The 16,414-nt window shown below is 28.9% G+C and carries 11 protein-coding genes, 1 tRNA gene, 1 rRNA gene and 1 other RNA gene; 12 read left to right on the top strand and 2 right to left on the bottom strand.

Going from position 1 to position 16,414, the window contains the following annotated elements:
* Positions 1–92: ribosomal RNA gene (locus IC174_RS09085) — 23S ribosomal RNA — on the top strand; the annotation flags it as partial.
* Positions 93–169: 77 nt separating this feature from the next.
* A tRNA-Thr gene (locus tag IC174_RS09080) sits at positions 170–244 on the top strand.
* Between the two features lie 230 nt (positions 245–474).
* Here the strand turns inward: IC174_RS09080 and srtB are convergent.
* Positions 475–1,161, bottom strand: coding sequence for a class B sortase (gene srtB, locus IC174_RS09075; RefSeq protein WP_285891634.1), 687 nt, complete (start codon positions 1,159–1,161; stop codon positions 475–477).
* Positions 1,162–1,292: 131 nt separating this feature from the next.
* Here srtB and rnpB point away from each other — a divergent pair.
* From rnpB to IC174_RS09035, 8 genes are all read left to right on the top strand, one after another.
* An RNA gene (gene rnpB / locus IC174_RS09070) (RNase P RNA component class A) lies at positions 1,293–1,627 on the top strand.
* 276 nt (positions 1,628–1,903) lie between these two features.
* Positions 1,904–4,414: an SPOR domain-containing protein gene (locus tag IC174_RS09065; RefSeq protein WP_227482742.1), complete on the top strand. Its 2,511-nt coding sequence runs from the start codon at positions 1,904–1,906 to the stop codon at positions 4,412–4,414.
* A 122-nt stretch (positions 4,415–4,536) separates the two neighbouring features.
* Positions 4,537–6,528 carry a hypothetical protein gene (locus tag IC174_RS09060; protein ID WP_227482741.1) on the top strand — a complete coding sequence of 664 codons (1,992 nt, stop codon included), beginning with the start codon at positions 4,537–4,539 and terminating at the stop codon, positions 6,526–6,528.
* The gene (locus tag IC174_RS09055; RefSeq protein ID WP_227432352.1) at positions 6,518–6,838 is read left to right on the top strand and encodes a hypothetical protein; all 321 of its coding nucleotides are present in this window, start codon (positions 6,518–6,520) and stop codon (positions 6,836–6,838) included. Before IC174_RS09060 ends, IC174_RS09055 begins: the two co-directional genes overlap by 11 nt.
* A gap of 193 nt (positions 6,839–7,031) precedes the next feature.
* Positions 7,032–7,907, top strand: coding sequence for a UTP--glucose-1-phosphate uridylyltransferase GalU (gene galU, locus IC174_RS09050; protein ID WP_285894577.1), 876 nt, complete (start codon positions 7,032–7,034; stop codon positions 7,905–7,907).
* A 22-nt stretch (positions 7,908–7,929) separates the two neighbouring features.
* Positions 7,930–8,943, top strand: a complete 1,014-nt coding sequence (gene galE / locus IC174_RS09045) for a UDP-glucose 4-epimerase GalE (protein WP_227432353.1) — start codon at positions 7,930–7,932, stop codon at positions 8,941–8,943.
* A 110-nt stretch (positions 8,944–9,053) separates the two neighbouring features.
* Positions 9,054–10,988, top strand: coding sequence for a cell wall-binding repeat-containing protein (locus IC174_RS09040; protein WP_227482740.1), 1,935 nt, complete (start codon positions 9,054–9,056; stop codon positions 10,986–10,988).
* A 210-nt stretch (positions 10,989–11,198) separates the two neighbouring features.
* On the top strand, positions 11,199–12,008 hold the full coding sequence (locus IC174_RS09035; RefSeq protein WP_255613040.1) for a DUF3800 domain-containing protein: 810 nt from the start codon (positions 11,199–11,201) through the stop codon (positions 12,006–12,008).
* A gap of 210 nt (positions 12,009–12,218) precedes the next feature.
* On the opposite strand, the gene IC174_RS09030 is transcribed toward IC174_RS09035, so the two are convergent.
* Positions 12,219–13,100 (bottom strand): LysR family transcriptional regulator, encoded by an 882-nt coding sequence (locus IC174_RS09030; RefSeq protein ID WP_227432356.1) that lies wholly within the window; start codon positions 13,098–13,100, stop codon positions 12,219–12,221.
* Between the two features lie 412 nt (positions 13,101–13,512).
* Between IC174_RS09030 and IC174_RS09025 the strand changes: the two genes are divergently transcribed.
* Positions 13,513–14,361 (top strand): sugar phosphate isomerase/epimerase family protein, encoded by an 849-nt coding sequence (locus tag IC174_RS09025; RefSeq protein WP_227432357.1) that lies wholly within the window; start codon positions 13,513–13,515, stop codon positions 14,359–14,361.
* Between the two features lie 81 nt (positions 14,362–14,442).
* Positions 14,443–16,365, top strand: coding sequence for an FAD-dependent oxidoreductase (locus tag IC174_RS09020; protein WP_227482739.1), 1,923 nt, complete (start codon positions 14,443–14,445; stop codon positions 16,363–16,365).
* Positions 16,366–16,414 lie beyond the last annotated feature (49 nt).

Genomic DNA, 16,414 nt, shown 5'->3' with positions numbered 1-16,414 from the left:
ACCCCAGAAAGACTATCTGGTTGATAGGTCGAAGGTGTAAGTGCAGCAATGTATTTAGCTTATCGATACTAATAGGTCGAGGACTTGACCAATATTTATTTGATGTTCATTAATTAAAATATATATGCAGTTTTTAGAGTGTTAATTTAACTCACAATAGAATAAGTGTGCTGGTGTGGCTCAACGGTAGAGCAGCTGACTTGTAATCAGCAGGTTGTAGGTTCGATTCCTATCACCAGCTCCAGTAAAGACTATGTTTTTAACATAGTTTTTTTTATTATATAATATATTTATTATTTTATATAGTTTATATAGTTTATAGAAATAGACAGGAAATTGATAAATTTAAGTAAAAAATAGCTATTAAGTAAGAAATAGCTATACAGATTAAAATAATTATTTTAATCTGTATGTGAATACCTTAACGCAAAAATTTGATTATTTGTGTAAGAATTGTTAAAAAGACATGTATATTTAATTTGAAACTAACTTGCCATGGATTACCATTCTAGCATCATCAAATTCATAAGTGCATGTAGAAAGTGTAACTATCTTATCTTTACTACTTACTTTCATATTTGATTTATGTAATGATTTGGAAGTAATAGCATCTATGTATTTTTGATAGTCTGATTCGCTATTAAAGCTTGTTTTTAGATAATCATAATCAGATTCTACAATATAGGCAGAAAATACTTCATATAATAATTCTTTTCCATCCATAGTGATTTTTATTTGATTGTTTTCTTTAAAGAAATCATCATCTTTAAACTTATTTAGATTATTAAACATTGTTTTGTTTTTCATATTATGTCCATATACTATAACATTTTGGTCATCCAGAGATTTATTTCTATAATCCATGAATAATGTACCTGAGATAGATTTTTTACCATAAAAGTCTTTGTCAAGATAATAAGAATTATCTTTAGATTGTACAACTGGATAATTTATATTTGTATTATCAACAGAAAGCCAAAACTTAAAATCTTTGTTTATTTTTAATAAGTCTTCTTTTTTATTTTCTTTTTTCTGAAGTTGAGCAGATACTTTAGTATCATGGCTGTACTTGCTAAGCTTTAAGCATATATTAAATCCACTATAGATTATTACTAATATTAATATAATATTAATTATTACTCTATATAATTTTTTCAACATTCCACCTCAAATCATAAATAATAGTTTATATACCTATATTACACTATTTTTGAAGAAATTTAAATTTTTAGTATAATATTACTTTGACATACTTAAGTATTTATGATAACATAGCTAAGTAAAATGAATATTAAGTAAGCCAGATAATCGCATGTAATTTTACATGAGGAAAGTCGGAGCTCCATAGAGCAGGGTGCTAGGTAACACCTAGTGGGAGCAATCCTAAGGATAGTGCAACAGAAATAAACCGCCACTTAAGTGGTAAGGATGGAAAGGCGAGGTAAGAGCTCACCAGCAGCTAGGCGACTAGTTGGCTATGTAAACCCCACCTGGAGCAAGACCAAGATAGGAATAAAGAGTGCTGCTCGTACTCTCCGGTAGGTAGGTCGCTTGAGCTTATTGGTGACAATAAGCCTAGAAAGATGATTATCTAATACAGAACTCCGCTTATAGACTTGCTTAATTTTTTCGATAGGTGAAACATCAGTTTAAACTGATGTTTTTTTATTTGCAAATTTGTCTAATTTACTTTCAAAATTTTGTGGAATATTGTAATATAAGTTAGTACAGATATTAAAAATGGTATAATATAAGATGGATATAAAAAGAAAAAGTAAAATGATGTAAATAATATGATATGATATAAGATGTAGTAAATTTAGTAACTAATTATTAAAATATCATAATCAAATTAGTAATTTTACATAATGTAAATATCACAATAAAATAATTGATTTAAGGAGTGAAGGTTTTGAGTGAAAATAATATAATAAGAAATACTGTTTTAAATGTCACAGCAAGTTTTTTAAAACAAGAGTCTAAGATAAATGAAAAATTAGAAGGTGTTTTAGAAAAGAAATTTGAAAAAGTAGAATTCAATGAAGCAAAATATGCTGAGCTTTTAAAATTTAATATATTGTTTTATAAAACATTAGCAAGAAATACAGAACCGCTTATCGGGAAATGGATAGTAGATAAATACATACCTGAAATAGATGAATTAGAGAAAGAATTAGAATTAACTACAGCTAAATGTAGAAAGTATGTAAATAAGGCAATGAAGGATGGTTTAGACTGTCTAAAAGCCAACGATTTAAGTAGTTTTTTAGCTTATGATAAAATGGATCTATTAGAGAGACGAAGACGTTTAGAAAAGGATTATAAGGTTCTAAATCTATATAAAGACCTTCTTAATATAACACTTAGAAAGATAAGTTTAGAAAAGAAAGATTGTGCAAGTTTATTTCTTAAGAATCAAGCTGATGCTAAAAGAGAACTAAAAAGAGAAATAATATTCTGTGTAAATAAGATATTAGCTAGTAGCAAAGAGGTAGTACCTAAAAATATAGAAGAGAATTCTGAACAAAGCAGTGAAGATATAAAAGCAACAGAAATTGAAGATTTACAATTAGGTAAAGATAATTCAGAAAATGATGTTTTATTAAATTCAGTTAAAAAGTCAGAATTAGGAAAAGAACCGCAGATAAATGATGTAGAAGCAAAGTTTATGGATAAACTAAATAGTTTAAGTGATGAAAGTATATCTCAAACTGTATATAATGAATATAAAAAATTATGTGGGTTAGAAGAACTTCCTTATGTTGAAGGCTATGGCTTTGGTGGAGAAGTTATTAAAGACTTTGTTTGTGCAACAGTTGCATTAGAATTTTTGAAGAGAAGAAATAGAGACCTTATAGAAGGTGCGATGAGATTAACTATAATTGGAGAATTTGGTGCTGAAAATTTTAAGGAATTCATAGATTATGTAATTAAAAATAAAACAGAAATTAGTGAAAATGTTTGGGAAGAAGCACACATTGTTCTAAAAGATAAATCTTCTGAATTAGAAAATCACGATATTGTATCAAAGAGAACTAGAAAAAATAAAGACATTGATATTGAAGAATATATTTATATGATAAAAAATGCAGATAAAGATGTTTGTTTTAGAAGTAGCATTTCTATAGAGGAAGATACTAAAGAAGAAGTAATTAATAAGAATGAAAATGTAGAGAATGCTATAGAAAATAAAGAAGATATTGAAAAAGATCATGATATAAATAAAGAAGAAATAATTGAACCAGAAAATAAGAAGAGTAGAAAAAAAGATAAATTATTTGGATTTATGAAAAAGGAAAGCAAAAAAGAGGATGTGCTAGAAGAAACTGAAAAGGAAGAGATTGGATTAGATAATACTTCTGATACAGTTCCAGGTGAAGCTGATGAATCTATTAAGGAAAATATAGAAAACTTAGAAGAAATAAACCAAAGTTTAGAAGAAGAACGCAACATAAAAATAGAAAAACCAATAAATAATGATGAGTTAGATAAAAAACTATCAGCAAGTAATGAGCCTAAATCTGAAAAAGAAAGTAAGGGATTAGGTGATGAAATGCCAAAAGAAGCAGAAGAAAAAAAGGTAGAAAGTGAAAAATCAGTAGTAATACCTATTAACAAGAAAGAAAAAAATAGCAAAAAGTCTAAACATTCTTCTAAGTCTAATTCTAAGGAAAAGAAAACAGAAATAAAAAATTATGAATCAAATGAAGAAGATTCTATAGATGATGAAGAGGTTGGTTCTAAAAAAAGCAGATTAAAAGAGACTATTATAGCTATAGTTATAGTGGCAATTGTTGGTGTAGGATACTTTATAACAGTAGGCAATAACAAGAAAAATGATAAAGACACGACACCTCCAAAAGCACCAACTCAGCAACAAGCCAACAATAAACAAACAGAAGAAGAAAAGAAAGCAAAAGCTGAAAAAGAAAAGAAAGAAGCAGAAGAAAAGGCAAAAGCAGAGGAAAAAGAAAAAGCTGAAAAGAAAGCAAAAGAGATGGAAGCATATAAAGACGGTAAAGGTGTATATTATACTGTCTATGCAGGTTCACTTAAAGTTGAAGCAACAGCAAAAGAAACAGCAAAAGAATATGAAGCTAAAGGTATTTCTTCAACAATAGTTCAAGAGAATGGATATTATAAAGTGAAGATAGGTGATTATTCTGAGTATGGAGAAGCACAAGAAAAATGTAATGAATTAGCTAAGAAATCTATTGATACATATATAGCGATGTATGATAAGTACTATGATTACAAATTAGAAGATTTGAAAGAATCAGCTCCTTCATTAAGTGCTGAAGAACTTAGACAAAAATATGAAGATTTAAGAAGTGAGTTAAAAAATAAATCTGGATATCGTGAATATGTTAAACATTTAGATAAACTTTATGAAGAAATAGTTGAAGGTGCTTAGGATATTTATTAAATAAGGACGAATTATGTCTCAAAATAAAAAGTATTAAAAGATATTATTTATTTTGAGACATTTTATTCACCTTTAGAAAATAATTATAATTTTGTTTAGGCGGTGAAGGTATGTTGAAATTAGGAGAAAAAATTATATATGAGCTTTCAGATGGATTTGAGCTTAGTGGTATCAGTAGATATTCAAAAGAATCTAAGAAACTTCATATAACAAATTTAGGTAATATTATAATCAGCAAAGCAGATGAAGTTAATGATGAATCAGGGGTAAAATATATATATAGTTTTTCAGATAATAAAAAAAAGTTAGAAGCAGTTTTAGAAGGTTCTCAAATAATCATTTATGGAGATAACTTGCCTTTTTATATAAAAAGTGAGAATTCAAGTAAGAATGTTACAGCAAGTTTAACTATGAAAATAACTTTAGATGAATATGATTTAATCTGTAAGAACCAAAGAGAATTTATATTTTATTTAAAAGACAACATGACTATCTTGAGTTTAGATGATAATAAATTTTATATGGGTGGAATTAATAAAGATAATGAAAAGTTTATATTTATCAGTGGAAAAAATAGATTTGAAATAAACTTTGATGATATAGAAAGATATATTTTAGAAGATAAGAGAGTTTCTCTAAAGGGTTATTTTCATATGGAAAGAGAAGGTCTTATAGTAAGGTCTATTTCTATATTTAATAATAATGTAGAAAATATAGTTCCAGTCGATTTAAGTGAGAGAGTTAAAGATAATAAGAAAATAGGAAATCTTCCTAAAGATTGTGAGATAGTATTCTGTAAAATATCAGGAAATATAGATGGATTTGATTATAAAAATACTAATATGCTTTTAGTAAAATATCAGGATCAACTTATTTTTATAAATAAGAAGTCTAAAAAAACTATTGTTAAGTCAACAAAAGATAATTGTTCAAAGTTAATTTTAGGAGAAGACATTATATTATATGATAATAAAAATGTATTTAACTTGCACATAAATGATAAAAATAAAGAAGCTATGCAAATAGAGGATTTAAAAGATATAGAAAATGAAATAGTAGGATATACATTAAAACATGCCCCATTTTTTATCCAAGAAGATTTTAATAGTTTAACAATAATGAAGTCTTTCCAAAAAGAAATTATATCTATAAAAAATAGTGATGTTAAAGATATTGTAATTAATAGAGATATTGAAAGTAAAAATTCTGATTTTGTAGAAACAGAAATAAAATTTAATAATCAAAAAATAATTTTAAATTTAAGTAGAAGTATGGTTCAAAAACTTATGCAAGATGTCTTTATATATGCAAAAAAACCACTACTTAAAGACGTTTCTGTTGAGATTTTATATAAAAATTGGTCTAAAGCTATGAATGATATGATAATATTTAATTTCTTTGGAAATATTTATTACATGAAATCTGAATTTGATAAAGTATTAGAAAGAGAACTGAATGATGAAATAAGAATAGAAGTCATAAATGCACTTTATAATCAGATACAAGAACAGAGAAATAATTTAGACTTGATATCAGCTTATACTCCAAGAATATTAGAAAATCAAGATATAGAGTTATTTGAAAAGTATAATGCAAAACTTGATGTACAAGTATTTAGACAGATTAAAAATTTATTCTTTGATTTATCATACAATATAAGTAGTTATTTAGATGGAGTTGAAAAAAGTTTAGATAATATTATATTTGTAATATCAGGTGAAGATAAGAAGCGATACAATTATAGGATGTTAAAGGAAAGTGAAAGTGCAAACTTGGATGTATTTTTAAAACAAGCTATATCAAGATTAAATCATTTAGTAGAAAATATGTATCCTTACTATGTGGATGAAACTAGTAGAGAGATGTTTAAGTTATTTGAAGTTTTATGGAAAAATTATAAAAATATTAATGATGATAGTATAAAAGAAGTATTATTCGAGAGAATAACAAATACATATGTATTTAGACAATTGACATTAAATAATAATACAAATGAAAGAAGAAAAGACATAATTGAAAAAATATATAATTCTGTTGATTATGGAGCCAATAAGCTAGATGAAAATATGTTTTTCACAGGAGGAATGAAGTATGTCAAGTAAATACAATGTATGGAATTTTAATTATGAGTTTTTAGGTTTGAATTCAAGTGATGAAAAAAATAATGAAGTTTATTATGAGATTGATTTAGATGAAGTCTTGAATGAAAACTATATAAGTGAAGATATAGATGGAGATTTAGATACTGATGGAAATAGCATCTTAGGAGAATTAATATCAGAAATGGATATAGATGAAGATGTAAGTGTTGACATGACATATCAAGAATTAGAAGTGGATTTAGAAGATTTAGATTCATATTTGGATGATGATATAGATAGTGATATAAAGGGTATTTTGGATGAAATTTAGTACCTATGTGAGTTTTAGGTAGAATATAGACAATATAATATATTAACTTATAAAAACTAAAGGTAGATGAAATTTCATCTACCTTTATGTTCTTGTAATGTTAAGAATTGGGATAATATAGAGTTTGAAGAAAAAGTATAAATATGGTATATTAATTTGGTACAAGAGAAAATTTACGAAGAAGGGTGAAAAAATGCAGATGACAGTAAAAAAAGCGATAATACCAGCAGCAGGGCTAGGAACTAGATTTTTACCAGCAACAAAATCACAGCCCAAAGAAATGCTTCCTATAGTAGATAAACCAACTTTACAGTATATAATAGAAGAAGCTATAGACTCAGGAATTGAAGAAATTCTTATAATAACAGGTAGAAATAAAAAATCTATAGAAGACCATTTCGATAAATCAGTTGAATTAGAGTTAGAATTAGAACAAAAAGGTAAGACAGAAATGCTAGAAATGGTAAGAGATATATCAAATATGGTAAATATTCACTATATAAGACAAAAGGAGCCAAAAGGTCTTGGACATGCAATTTACTGTGCAAAAAGTTTTATAGGAGATGAACCTTTTGCTGTATTATTAGGTGATGATATAGTAGACTCAGATGTGCCTTGTCTAAAGCAATTAATAGATACTTATAATGAATATAAAACAACTGTACTAGGTGTTCAAAAGATAGCTAAAGAAGATACAAACAAATATGGAATATTGGATATAAAACATATAGAAGATAGGGTTTATAAAGTTAAAGATATGGTTGAAAAGCCTGCAATTGAAGAAGCACCATCAGACATAGCCATACTTGGAAGATATATAATAACTCCTGCAATATTTGATATATTAGAGAAACAAACACCTGGAAAGGGTGGAGAAATACAGTTAACAGATGCACTTCAAACTCTTGGAAAACAAGAAGCTATCTATGCTTATAATTTTGAAGGAAGAAGGTATGATGTGGGAGATAAGATTGGTTTTTTAGAGGCGACAATAGATTTTGCTCTAAAAAGAGAAAATCTAAAAGATGATTTAATGGCTTATATGAGAAAAAAAGTAAGCGAAAAATAAATTTAGAAAAGAGGTAATTACTATGGCGGTTTTAGTAGCTGGAGGAGCAGGATATATAGGAAGCCATACAGCAATAGAACTTTTAGAATCAGGTTATGAAGTTGTTATAGTTGACAATTTAAGTAATAGTAACTCAATAGTAGTTGATAGAATTAGAGAATTATCTGGAAAACAAGTAAAATTTTATAATATTGATATAACTAATAAAAATGAAATGCACACTGTATTTAAAGAAAATAATATTGAATCTATTATACATTTTGCAGCTTTAAAAGCAGTTGGAGAATCAGTAGAAAAGCCAATTGAATATTATAGCAATAATCTAATAAGTACATTAAATTTATTTGAATTAATGAGAGAATATGGTGTTAAGAAATTTGTATTTAGTTCATCAGCTACTGTATATGGAGATCCACATACTTGTCCGATATTAGAAGATTTCCCGCTTTCTGTAACTAATCCATATGGAAGAACTAAGCTTATGATAGAGCAGATGTTAGTGGATATATCAAAAGCAGATGAGTCATTAGATATAGCACTTTTAAGATATTTTAATCCAGTAGGTGCTCATAAGAGTGGAAGAATTGGTGAAGAACCAAATGGAATTCCAAGTAACTTAATGCCTTATATAACAAAAATAGCAGTGGGTAAATTAAAAGAACTAAGTGTATATGGAAATGATTATCCAACTCATGATGGGACTGGAGTTAGAGATTATATACATGTATTAGATTTAGCTGCTGGTCATGTAAAGGCATTACAAAAATTAGAAGAAAATCCAGGACTTGTTGTTTACAATTTAGGAACTGGTAAAGGATATAGTGTTCTTGATTTAGTTAAAGCATTTTCTAAAGCCAGTGGAAAAGAGATACCATACAAAATTGTTGGAAGAAGAGCTGGAGATGTAGCAATGTGTTATGCAGATTCATCAAAAGCAGAGAAAGAACTTGGATGGAAAGCTAAATATGAACTTGAAGAAATGTGCCAAGATTCTTGGAGATGGCAAAGTATGAATCCAAATGGATACGAAGCATAAAATGTATATTAAAGGGGTAAATGTAACAAATTTGTAAATACAAGATATTGGTAATTTTATGTTATAATTAGAGGCGTGTAGTTATGTTTCTAAAAGAGGGGGAAGTTGTAGTGAAAAAAAGTCTAAAAAAGTATTTAGTACTAGCAATGACTTTAGTTTTAGTATTTGCATGTGGTGTACCAGAATCAAGTGCAGCCAGTAAACATGTAATTATAGTAAACTCAAGAAAAAACACTCTGGGATATTTTGTAAATAGCAAGCTTGTAAAAGAATTTAAAGTTGCAACAGGGAAAAAAGGTTCAGAGACACCAACAGGGAAAACAAAGGTAGTTAACAAGATAAAAAATAGACCATATTATAAAGGAAATATACCTGGAGGAAGCCCAAAAAATCCATTAGGAGATAGATGGATGGGATTAGCACTAAAAGGAACTTATGGAGATACATATGGGATACATGGAAATAATAATGAAAGTTCTATAGGAAAACACATTTCTGGTGGATGTATAAGAATGCACAATAAAGAGGTTAGATGGTTATTTGACCAAGTTCCAGTAGGTTCAGATGTAATTATAGATTATAGTAATGACAGTTATACTAAAATAGCAGCAAAATATAAGATAAATTTAAACCAAACAGGATGGAAAACAGAAAATGGGAAGAAGTATTATGTAAAATCTGATGGAACATACCAAAAAAATAGTTGGTTAAAAGTAAATGGAAAAATGTATTATTTTGATGCTTCAGGAGTAATGCAAACAGGATGGAAGACAATTAATAACAAAAAATATTACTTAGGAACTGATGGAGTAAGAGTATCTGGATGGAAGGTAATTGATGGAAAAACTTATTACTTTAATTCAGATGGAGTAATGCAAACAGGATGGCAAGAAAAAGATGGCAAGAAATACTATCTAGGAAATGATGGCTTATCAGTAGTAGGATGGCAAGAAATAGATGGTAATAAGTATTACTTTGATAAAACAGGAGTAATGCAAACAGGATGGCAGCAATTAGAAGGTAAATCTTACTATTTAGACAAAGAAGGTAAAATGCTAACAGGAACTCAAAAAATAGATGGAAAAGATTATACTTTCAATGAAGATGGAACAATAAACCCTACATGGAACACAGTTGTAGGAGCAAATAGATTTGATACAGCTAAAAAAATAAGTGAAGTTGGAAATTGGGGTGCTGACAGTTCAGATACTGTTGTATTAGTAAATGGAAATGCAATAGCAGATGGAATAACAGCAACGCCTTTGGCAAGTAGTTACAATGCAACAATATTACTTACTAATACAGATAAATTACCAACTGAAACTGTTGCAGAAATGAATTCATTAGCACCTAAAACAGTAATTTTAATAGGTGGAGAAAATGCAATAAGTTCTAAATTAGAGCAAGAAATAAAGAGTACTTTTAATGCAGAGACAAAGAGAATATCAGGTCAAGATAGATATCAAACTGCTGTAAGAATAGCTAATGAACTTGGAAACAGAGAAGAAATAAAGACAGCTTATATGGTTTCTGGAAATGGAGAGGCAGATGCTCTATCTGTAGCTTCTAAAGCTGGAGAAGAAAAACAACCTATAATACTAGTTAAGAAAGATGGAATTACAGAAGAATCTTATATTTGGCTAACAGAAAGAAAATTAGAAAATGCATATTTTATAGGTGGACCAAATGCAATTAATGATTCAACAATAGCTAAGATGAATGAAATAACTACTGAAGATGTTTCAGGAAATAGAATATATGGAAATGACAGATTAGATACTAATGCTAAAGTTATAGAAAAATTCTATGGCGATACTGATTTACAATCTGTGTTAGTTAGCAAATCAGATGCTTTAGTAGATGCTTTATCAGCTGGGCCATTAGCTGCAAAATTACACTCACCAATAGTTTTAATGGATAATTCAGGATTATCAGCAGAACAAAATAGAGTATTTGCAAATAAAAAAGTTGAAACTCCTTATCAAATTGGAGGAGGAGTATCTTATATAGGTATGGATAAATTAATAGATATTCTTAGAAAATAATAAAACTATATAAATAATGTATAAAATGAAATTGAGATGTAAAATTCAACAGCCTAAAGCTTTGATTGTTTATATCTCAATTTTTTATTACAAAATTAAGTTTAAGTTATCTAAAAATCTTGGAATATTTTCAAAACTCATATAAAATAAATATAGGTGATATCATCATATGTTAAGAGGGTGAGTGAAATTATAAAGAAGAAGTATATAATGTTTATTGATGAAAGTGGGAGAGCTGATATAAATCATGAGGACCCATTTACATTAACAGGAGTAATTTTTGAATATAAATATGCAGTGAGTCAAGGTGATTATGTCTGTTGTTTAAGGAAAGAGATGGATGCCTTTAAAGATTATTGCTTTGGAACTAGTAATATAGGAATACACTTGACTGATATATCCAGAAAGTCAAGAGCATTTGAAAGGTTTGATGATTCACAAATTAAGTTATTTTATGATGAATTACCTTTATTTCTATCTAAACTAGAGTGCACCATAATATCAGTAACAGTAGATAAGGCTAGATTAAAAAAATACTATGCACCTTCAAAGGAACCTTATGTTGTAGCTTTTATACATGTGCTTCAAAATTTCTATTCATTTGTAAATAATGAAAATGTAGAGTCTGCAAGAATCGTTATTGAATCAAGAGATGATGTTTCAAATTTAAAAGTACAAAAGGCATTTTTTGATGTTTTTAATAATGGAACAATATATTTAGATATAGATGAAGAGTTAAGAGACAAGGTAAAAGGTTTTATAATTGCCAAAAAGGAAGATGTAGATTACAAAGAAGGTTTAGAAATAGCTGATATTCTATGTAATCCTCTTAGTAGAGCTAGAAGAGGATTAATAGAAGCAAATCCAAAATGTGTGCAATATGGAGAAAAAAATAAAATATTTAAATCTGTAAGAAGTAAAATATACACTCCAACTAGTTTAAATGACATAAGAAATTGGGGTTTTAAAGAAGTTCCAATTGTAGAGCCTGTCGGACCATGGCTTGAAAAAATGAGATAGATAGATTGACAAATTTTTAGAAAATTGATATAATATAAATAACTTAGTTATTCAGGAATTGAAATACAGTTGCTGTTAGATAACGCTTACTACTGAGACTCGGATGCCGACTGTCAGTTAAGAATCTATACTTTTAGAAGTATAGATTTTTTTATTTTGGAAGAAACCCTAAAAAAGAGACTATTTAAAAATAACCTCTTTTATTAATACTTATAATTGAGCATTTTTAATGACAAAGTTTTTGAAATTTTTAATTGCAGGAGGCAAATATCTATCCTTTATAACTGCTAAGTAAAAATTTCTTTCCCAACTTGGGTAAACGATTTGAATTACTTTTACTTTTGTAAACTTAAGCATAGGCATATTTGGTACTACAGCTATACCGAAATTTTTTGCAACTAATCCAGCAACTACCTGGTCTTCTTCTACCTCATGAACTATGTTAGGTTGTTGATTTATTTTTTTAAACATGTCATCAATTATATATCTAAGTCCACTTCTTTGATTAAATACTATTTGAGGATAAGGTATTGTCTCCTTTAAATCTATAGTATCTTTTGTAGCCAGTGGGTGGCTATATGGTACAATTAATACTAAATCTTGTTTGGATACAGGTATAAATTCAATTCCCTTCTCTTTTTCAAGTTTTGAGCAAAAAGCAATATCGTATTTTCTTTCCTTAAGACCTTGGATAATATCAGTAGTTACACCTGTATGAAATTTAAAGTCAATTGATTTATCAGGATTAGATTTTAAGAATCTATGAACCATATCAGGTATAAAGTCTGTACCAAGTGTTCTAAGGAAAGCTAAGTCAATTTGACCTTCACCAGTACCCGTTATCTTTAGTGACTTTACACTTGAGTCTAAGATTTCTAATGATTTTTCCACGTCTCTTAAAAATATTTTACCATATTTAGTTAAAACTATATTTCTACCTTCCTTTTCAAATAGAGACACTCCAAGTTCACTTTCTAACAAAGAAATAGCATGACTCAAACTTGGTTGTGTTATAGATAAATTTTCTGCTGCTTTTGTATAGTGCTCTAAATGTGCCAATGTAACAAAATAGCGTAAGTGATATAAGTTCAATTTTTGTTCATCCTTTCATGAGTATCGTATTTTTTATTTGTATGTATTTAAAGAAGTTGACCTTAAAGAAGTTTTTCACATTTTTATTATATATGATTACAGTGTAATAATAAAAGCTTTTAAAGAAATTTATCGTTTTTTGTCTTAAATTTTAGATAGATAGAGTTAAGGTATATATTAATAAATTATATTATCAATAAAATCTATAAACAAAATCTATGGATTGATAGGAAATTATCAATTTGTTATTAATAAAGTCTCATGATACAATGAATTTATAAAATCTAGATAAAGATAAATCAAAAAAATATTTTTATTTTTAAAGTAAAATAATGCTACTAGTAGAATAAATAAAAAAATAAAATCAAAAAAAGATTGATTATAAAGAAATTAAAGGGGGCATATTTAAATTATGAATAATCAAAAAAATATTAACATTCCAATTACTATTAGTTCTTATACATTAGGCACAGAAGTTTCATTCCGTGATAGAGTGCGTATTGCAAAAGAAGCTGGATTTGATGGCATCGGATTACGTGCTGAAAATTATGTGGATGCAAAAAATGCTGGAGTTACAGACGAAGAAATGCTTTCAATTCTTGATGAATATAATATGAAAGTTACAGAAGTAGAATATATAACTCAATGGGGAACTAAAGAGGATAGAACAGAAGCTCAACAAGAAAAAGAACAAAATGTTTATCATATGGCTCGTTTATTTAATGTTAAACATATAAACTGTGGTCTATTAGAAATGGTACCAGAAGAACAAATTATAACTGCATTAGGAGAATTATGTGATAGAGCAGGAGAACTTATTATAGGACTTGAGTTTATGCCATACAGCGGTGTGCCAGATTTAGCTACTGCTTGGCGTGTTGTAAAAGGATGTAACCGTGAAAATGCAATGCTTATATTAGATACATGGCACTGGGCTAGAGCAAAACAAACAGTAGATGACCTTGCACCTGTTCCAGCAGAAAAGATAGTATCAATTCAAGTTTGTGATGTTTTAGAGACACCTTATGAAAAACTTAGAGATGAATCACTACATGACCGTGTAGCTCCAGGTGAAGGATATGGAAATACAGAAGAATTTGTAAAAATAATCAAAGAACATAATATATCACCAGAAGTTATAGGTGTTGAAGTAATATCTGATTCTTTAGTAGCTAAAGGATTATCAACTACAGCTGAGACTGTATTTAAGGCAACTAAAAAAGTATTAGATAAAGCATGGCCAGAAGTATCTCCAAAATAAAAATAGACTTATTCGATATTAAAGTATATAAAGCATAAAAATATAAGAAAAAATATAAAACTTGAAAGGAAGGAAAACCTTATGAAGATTAGTTCTATGTTTACACCTATAAAAATTGGTTCAATGACAGTTCCAAACCGTTTTGTAGTTCCTCCTATGGGAAATAATTTCGCAAACACAGATGGTACTTTAAGTGAAACTTCTAAGGCTTATTATCTTGAACGTGCCTTAGGTGGTTTTGGATTAATAACTATAGAATCTAGTGTTGTGGATAAGAAAGCCAAAGGAGGACCTCGTAAACCTTGTTTGTATGATGATAGCACAATAGATAGTTTTAAAAATGTAATAGATGCCTGTCATAATGCAGGTTCAAAAGTATCTATACAATTACAACATGCTGGTTCTGAGGGAAATGAAAAAATTGCAGGGTATCCTTTAAAAGCTGCTTCTGCAATACCTGCGTCAAATGGACGTAATACACCACTAGCAATAACAACTGAAGAAATATATGAACTTATAGAATCTTATGGAGATGCTGCGTTACGTGCAAAAAAAGCTGGTGTAGATGCTGTTGAAGTTCACTGTGCTCATGGATATTTAGTTAGTAGCTTTATATCACCAAGGACAAATAAACGTGTAGATGAATTTGGTGGATGTTTTGAAAATAGAATGAGATTACCTCGCCTTATAATTGAAAATATACGTAAAAAGGTAGGTAATTCTATAGCAATACTATGTCGTATAAATAGTACAGATGATATTTTAGGTGGAATTGATGTACATGATAGTTCAGTAATCGCAGCTTATTTAGAAGATTGTGGAGTAGATGGACTTCATGTTTCACGTAGTATACATATACATGATGAATATATGTGGGCTCCTACAGTTCTTCATGCTGGATTTAGTGCAGATTTAGTTACAGAAATAAAGAAATCTGTTAGTATACCAGTAATAACTGTTGGTCGCTATACAGAGCCACAATTTGCTGAATTAATGGTTCGTCAAGGTAGATGTGATTTAGTAGCATTTGGTAGACAAAGTTTAGCTGACCCAAGTATGCCTAACAAAGCTAAAAATGGGAAGTTAGATGAAATGATACCATGTATTGCGTGTCTACAAGGTTGTGTGCCAAATATGTTCCAAGGTAAGCCTATAGCTTGTCTTGCAAATCCGATATTAGGTCATGAATCTGAACTTAAACCAGCTGAAACTACAAAAGAAGTTCTTGTTGTTGGTGGTGGTGTTGGAGGTATGCTTGCAGCATGGGTATGTGCTGATAGAGGGCATAAGGTAACTCTAGTTGAAAAATCTGAAATGCTTGGTGGTCAAATGCGTTTAGCTGCATATCCTCCAGGTAAAGGAGATATTACTAATTTAGTTCGTAGTTATATTTCAAAGTGCAATCAATATGGTGTAAAAATATACACTAATACAGAAGTTACAGTAGAGTTTATAAAAGAAAAATCACCTGATGCAGTTATTGTAGCTACTGGTGCAACTCCACTTGTACTTCCTATACCAGGAATTAATGAATCAGGATTAATACATGCAGTGGATCTTCTTGATGGAAAAGAATCTTGTGGAAAGAAAGTTCTTGTTGTTGGTGGTGGAATGGTTGGTTGTGAAGTGGCAGCCTTCCTTGGTGAACAAGAACATGATGTTACTGTTATTGAATTAAGAGAACAAGTTGGTGCAGATGTAATTTCTGAACATCGTAAATTCCTTATGGATGATTTTGAAAGTTACAATATACATACTGTTACTGGTGCTAAAGTTGCTAAATTCTATAACGATGGAGTTGACTATTCACTTGCAGATGGAACAGAAGATAATTTAAAAGGCTTCGATTCAGTAGTACTTGCTATGGGTTCTCGTAATTATGACCCATTAAGCGAAGAAGTAAAGAAATTTGTGAATGAAACTTATGTTGTTGGAGATGCAGTAAAGGCTCGTAGAGCATTGGATGCAACAAAAGAAGCTTTTGAAGTAGCATTAAATATATAGTTGAAATTAAATAGATGTTTCTTTGCAAATAATTAAATAGATTATTTGC

The organism is Clostridioides sp. ES-S-0001-03 (genome assembly GCF_020676075.1).
In the GTDB taxonomy this organism is placed as follows: Bacteria; Bacillota; Clostridia; order Peptostreptococcales; family Peptostreptococcaceae; genus Clostridioides.
This window is presented reverse-complemented; position numbering and strand designations above follow the sequence as displayed.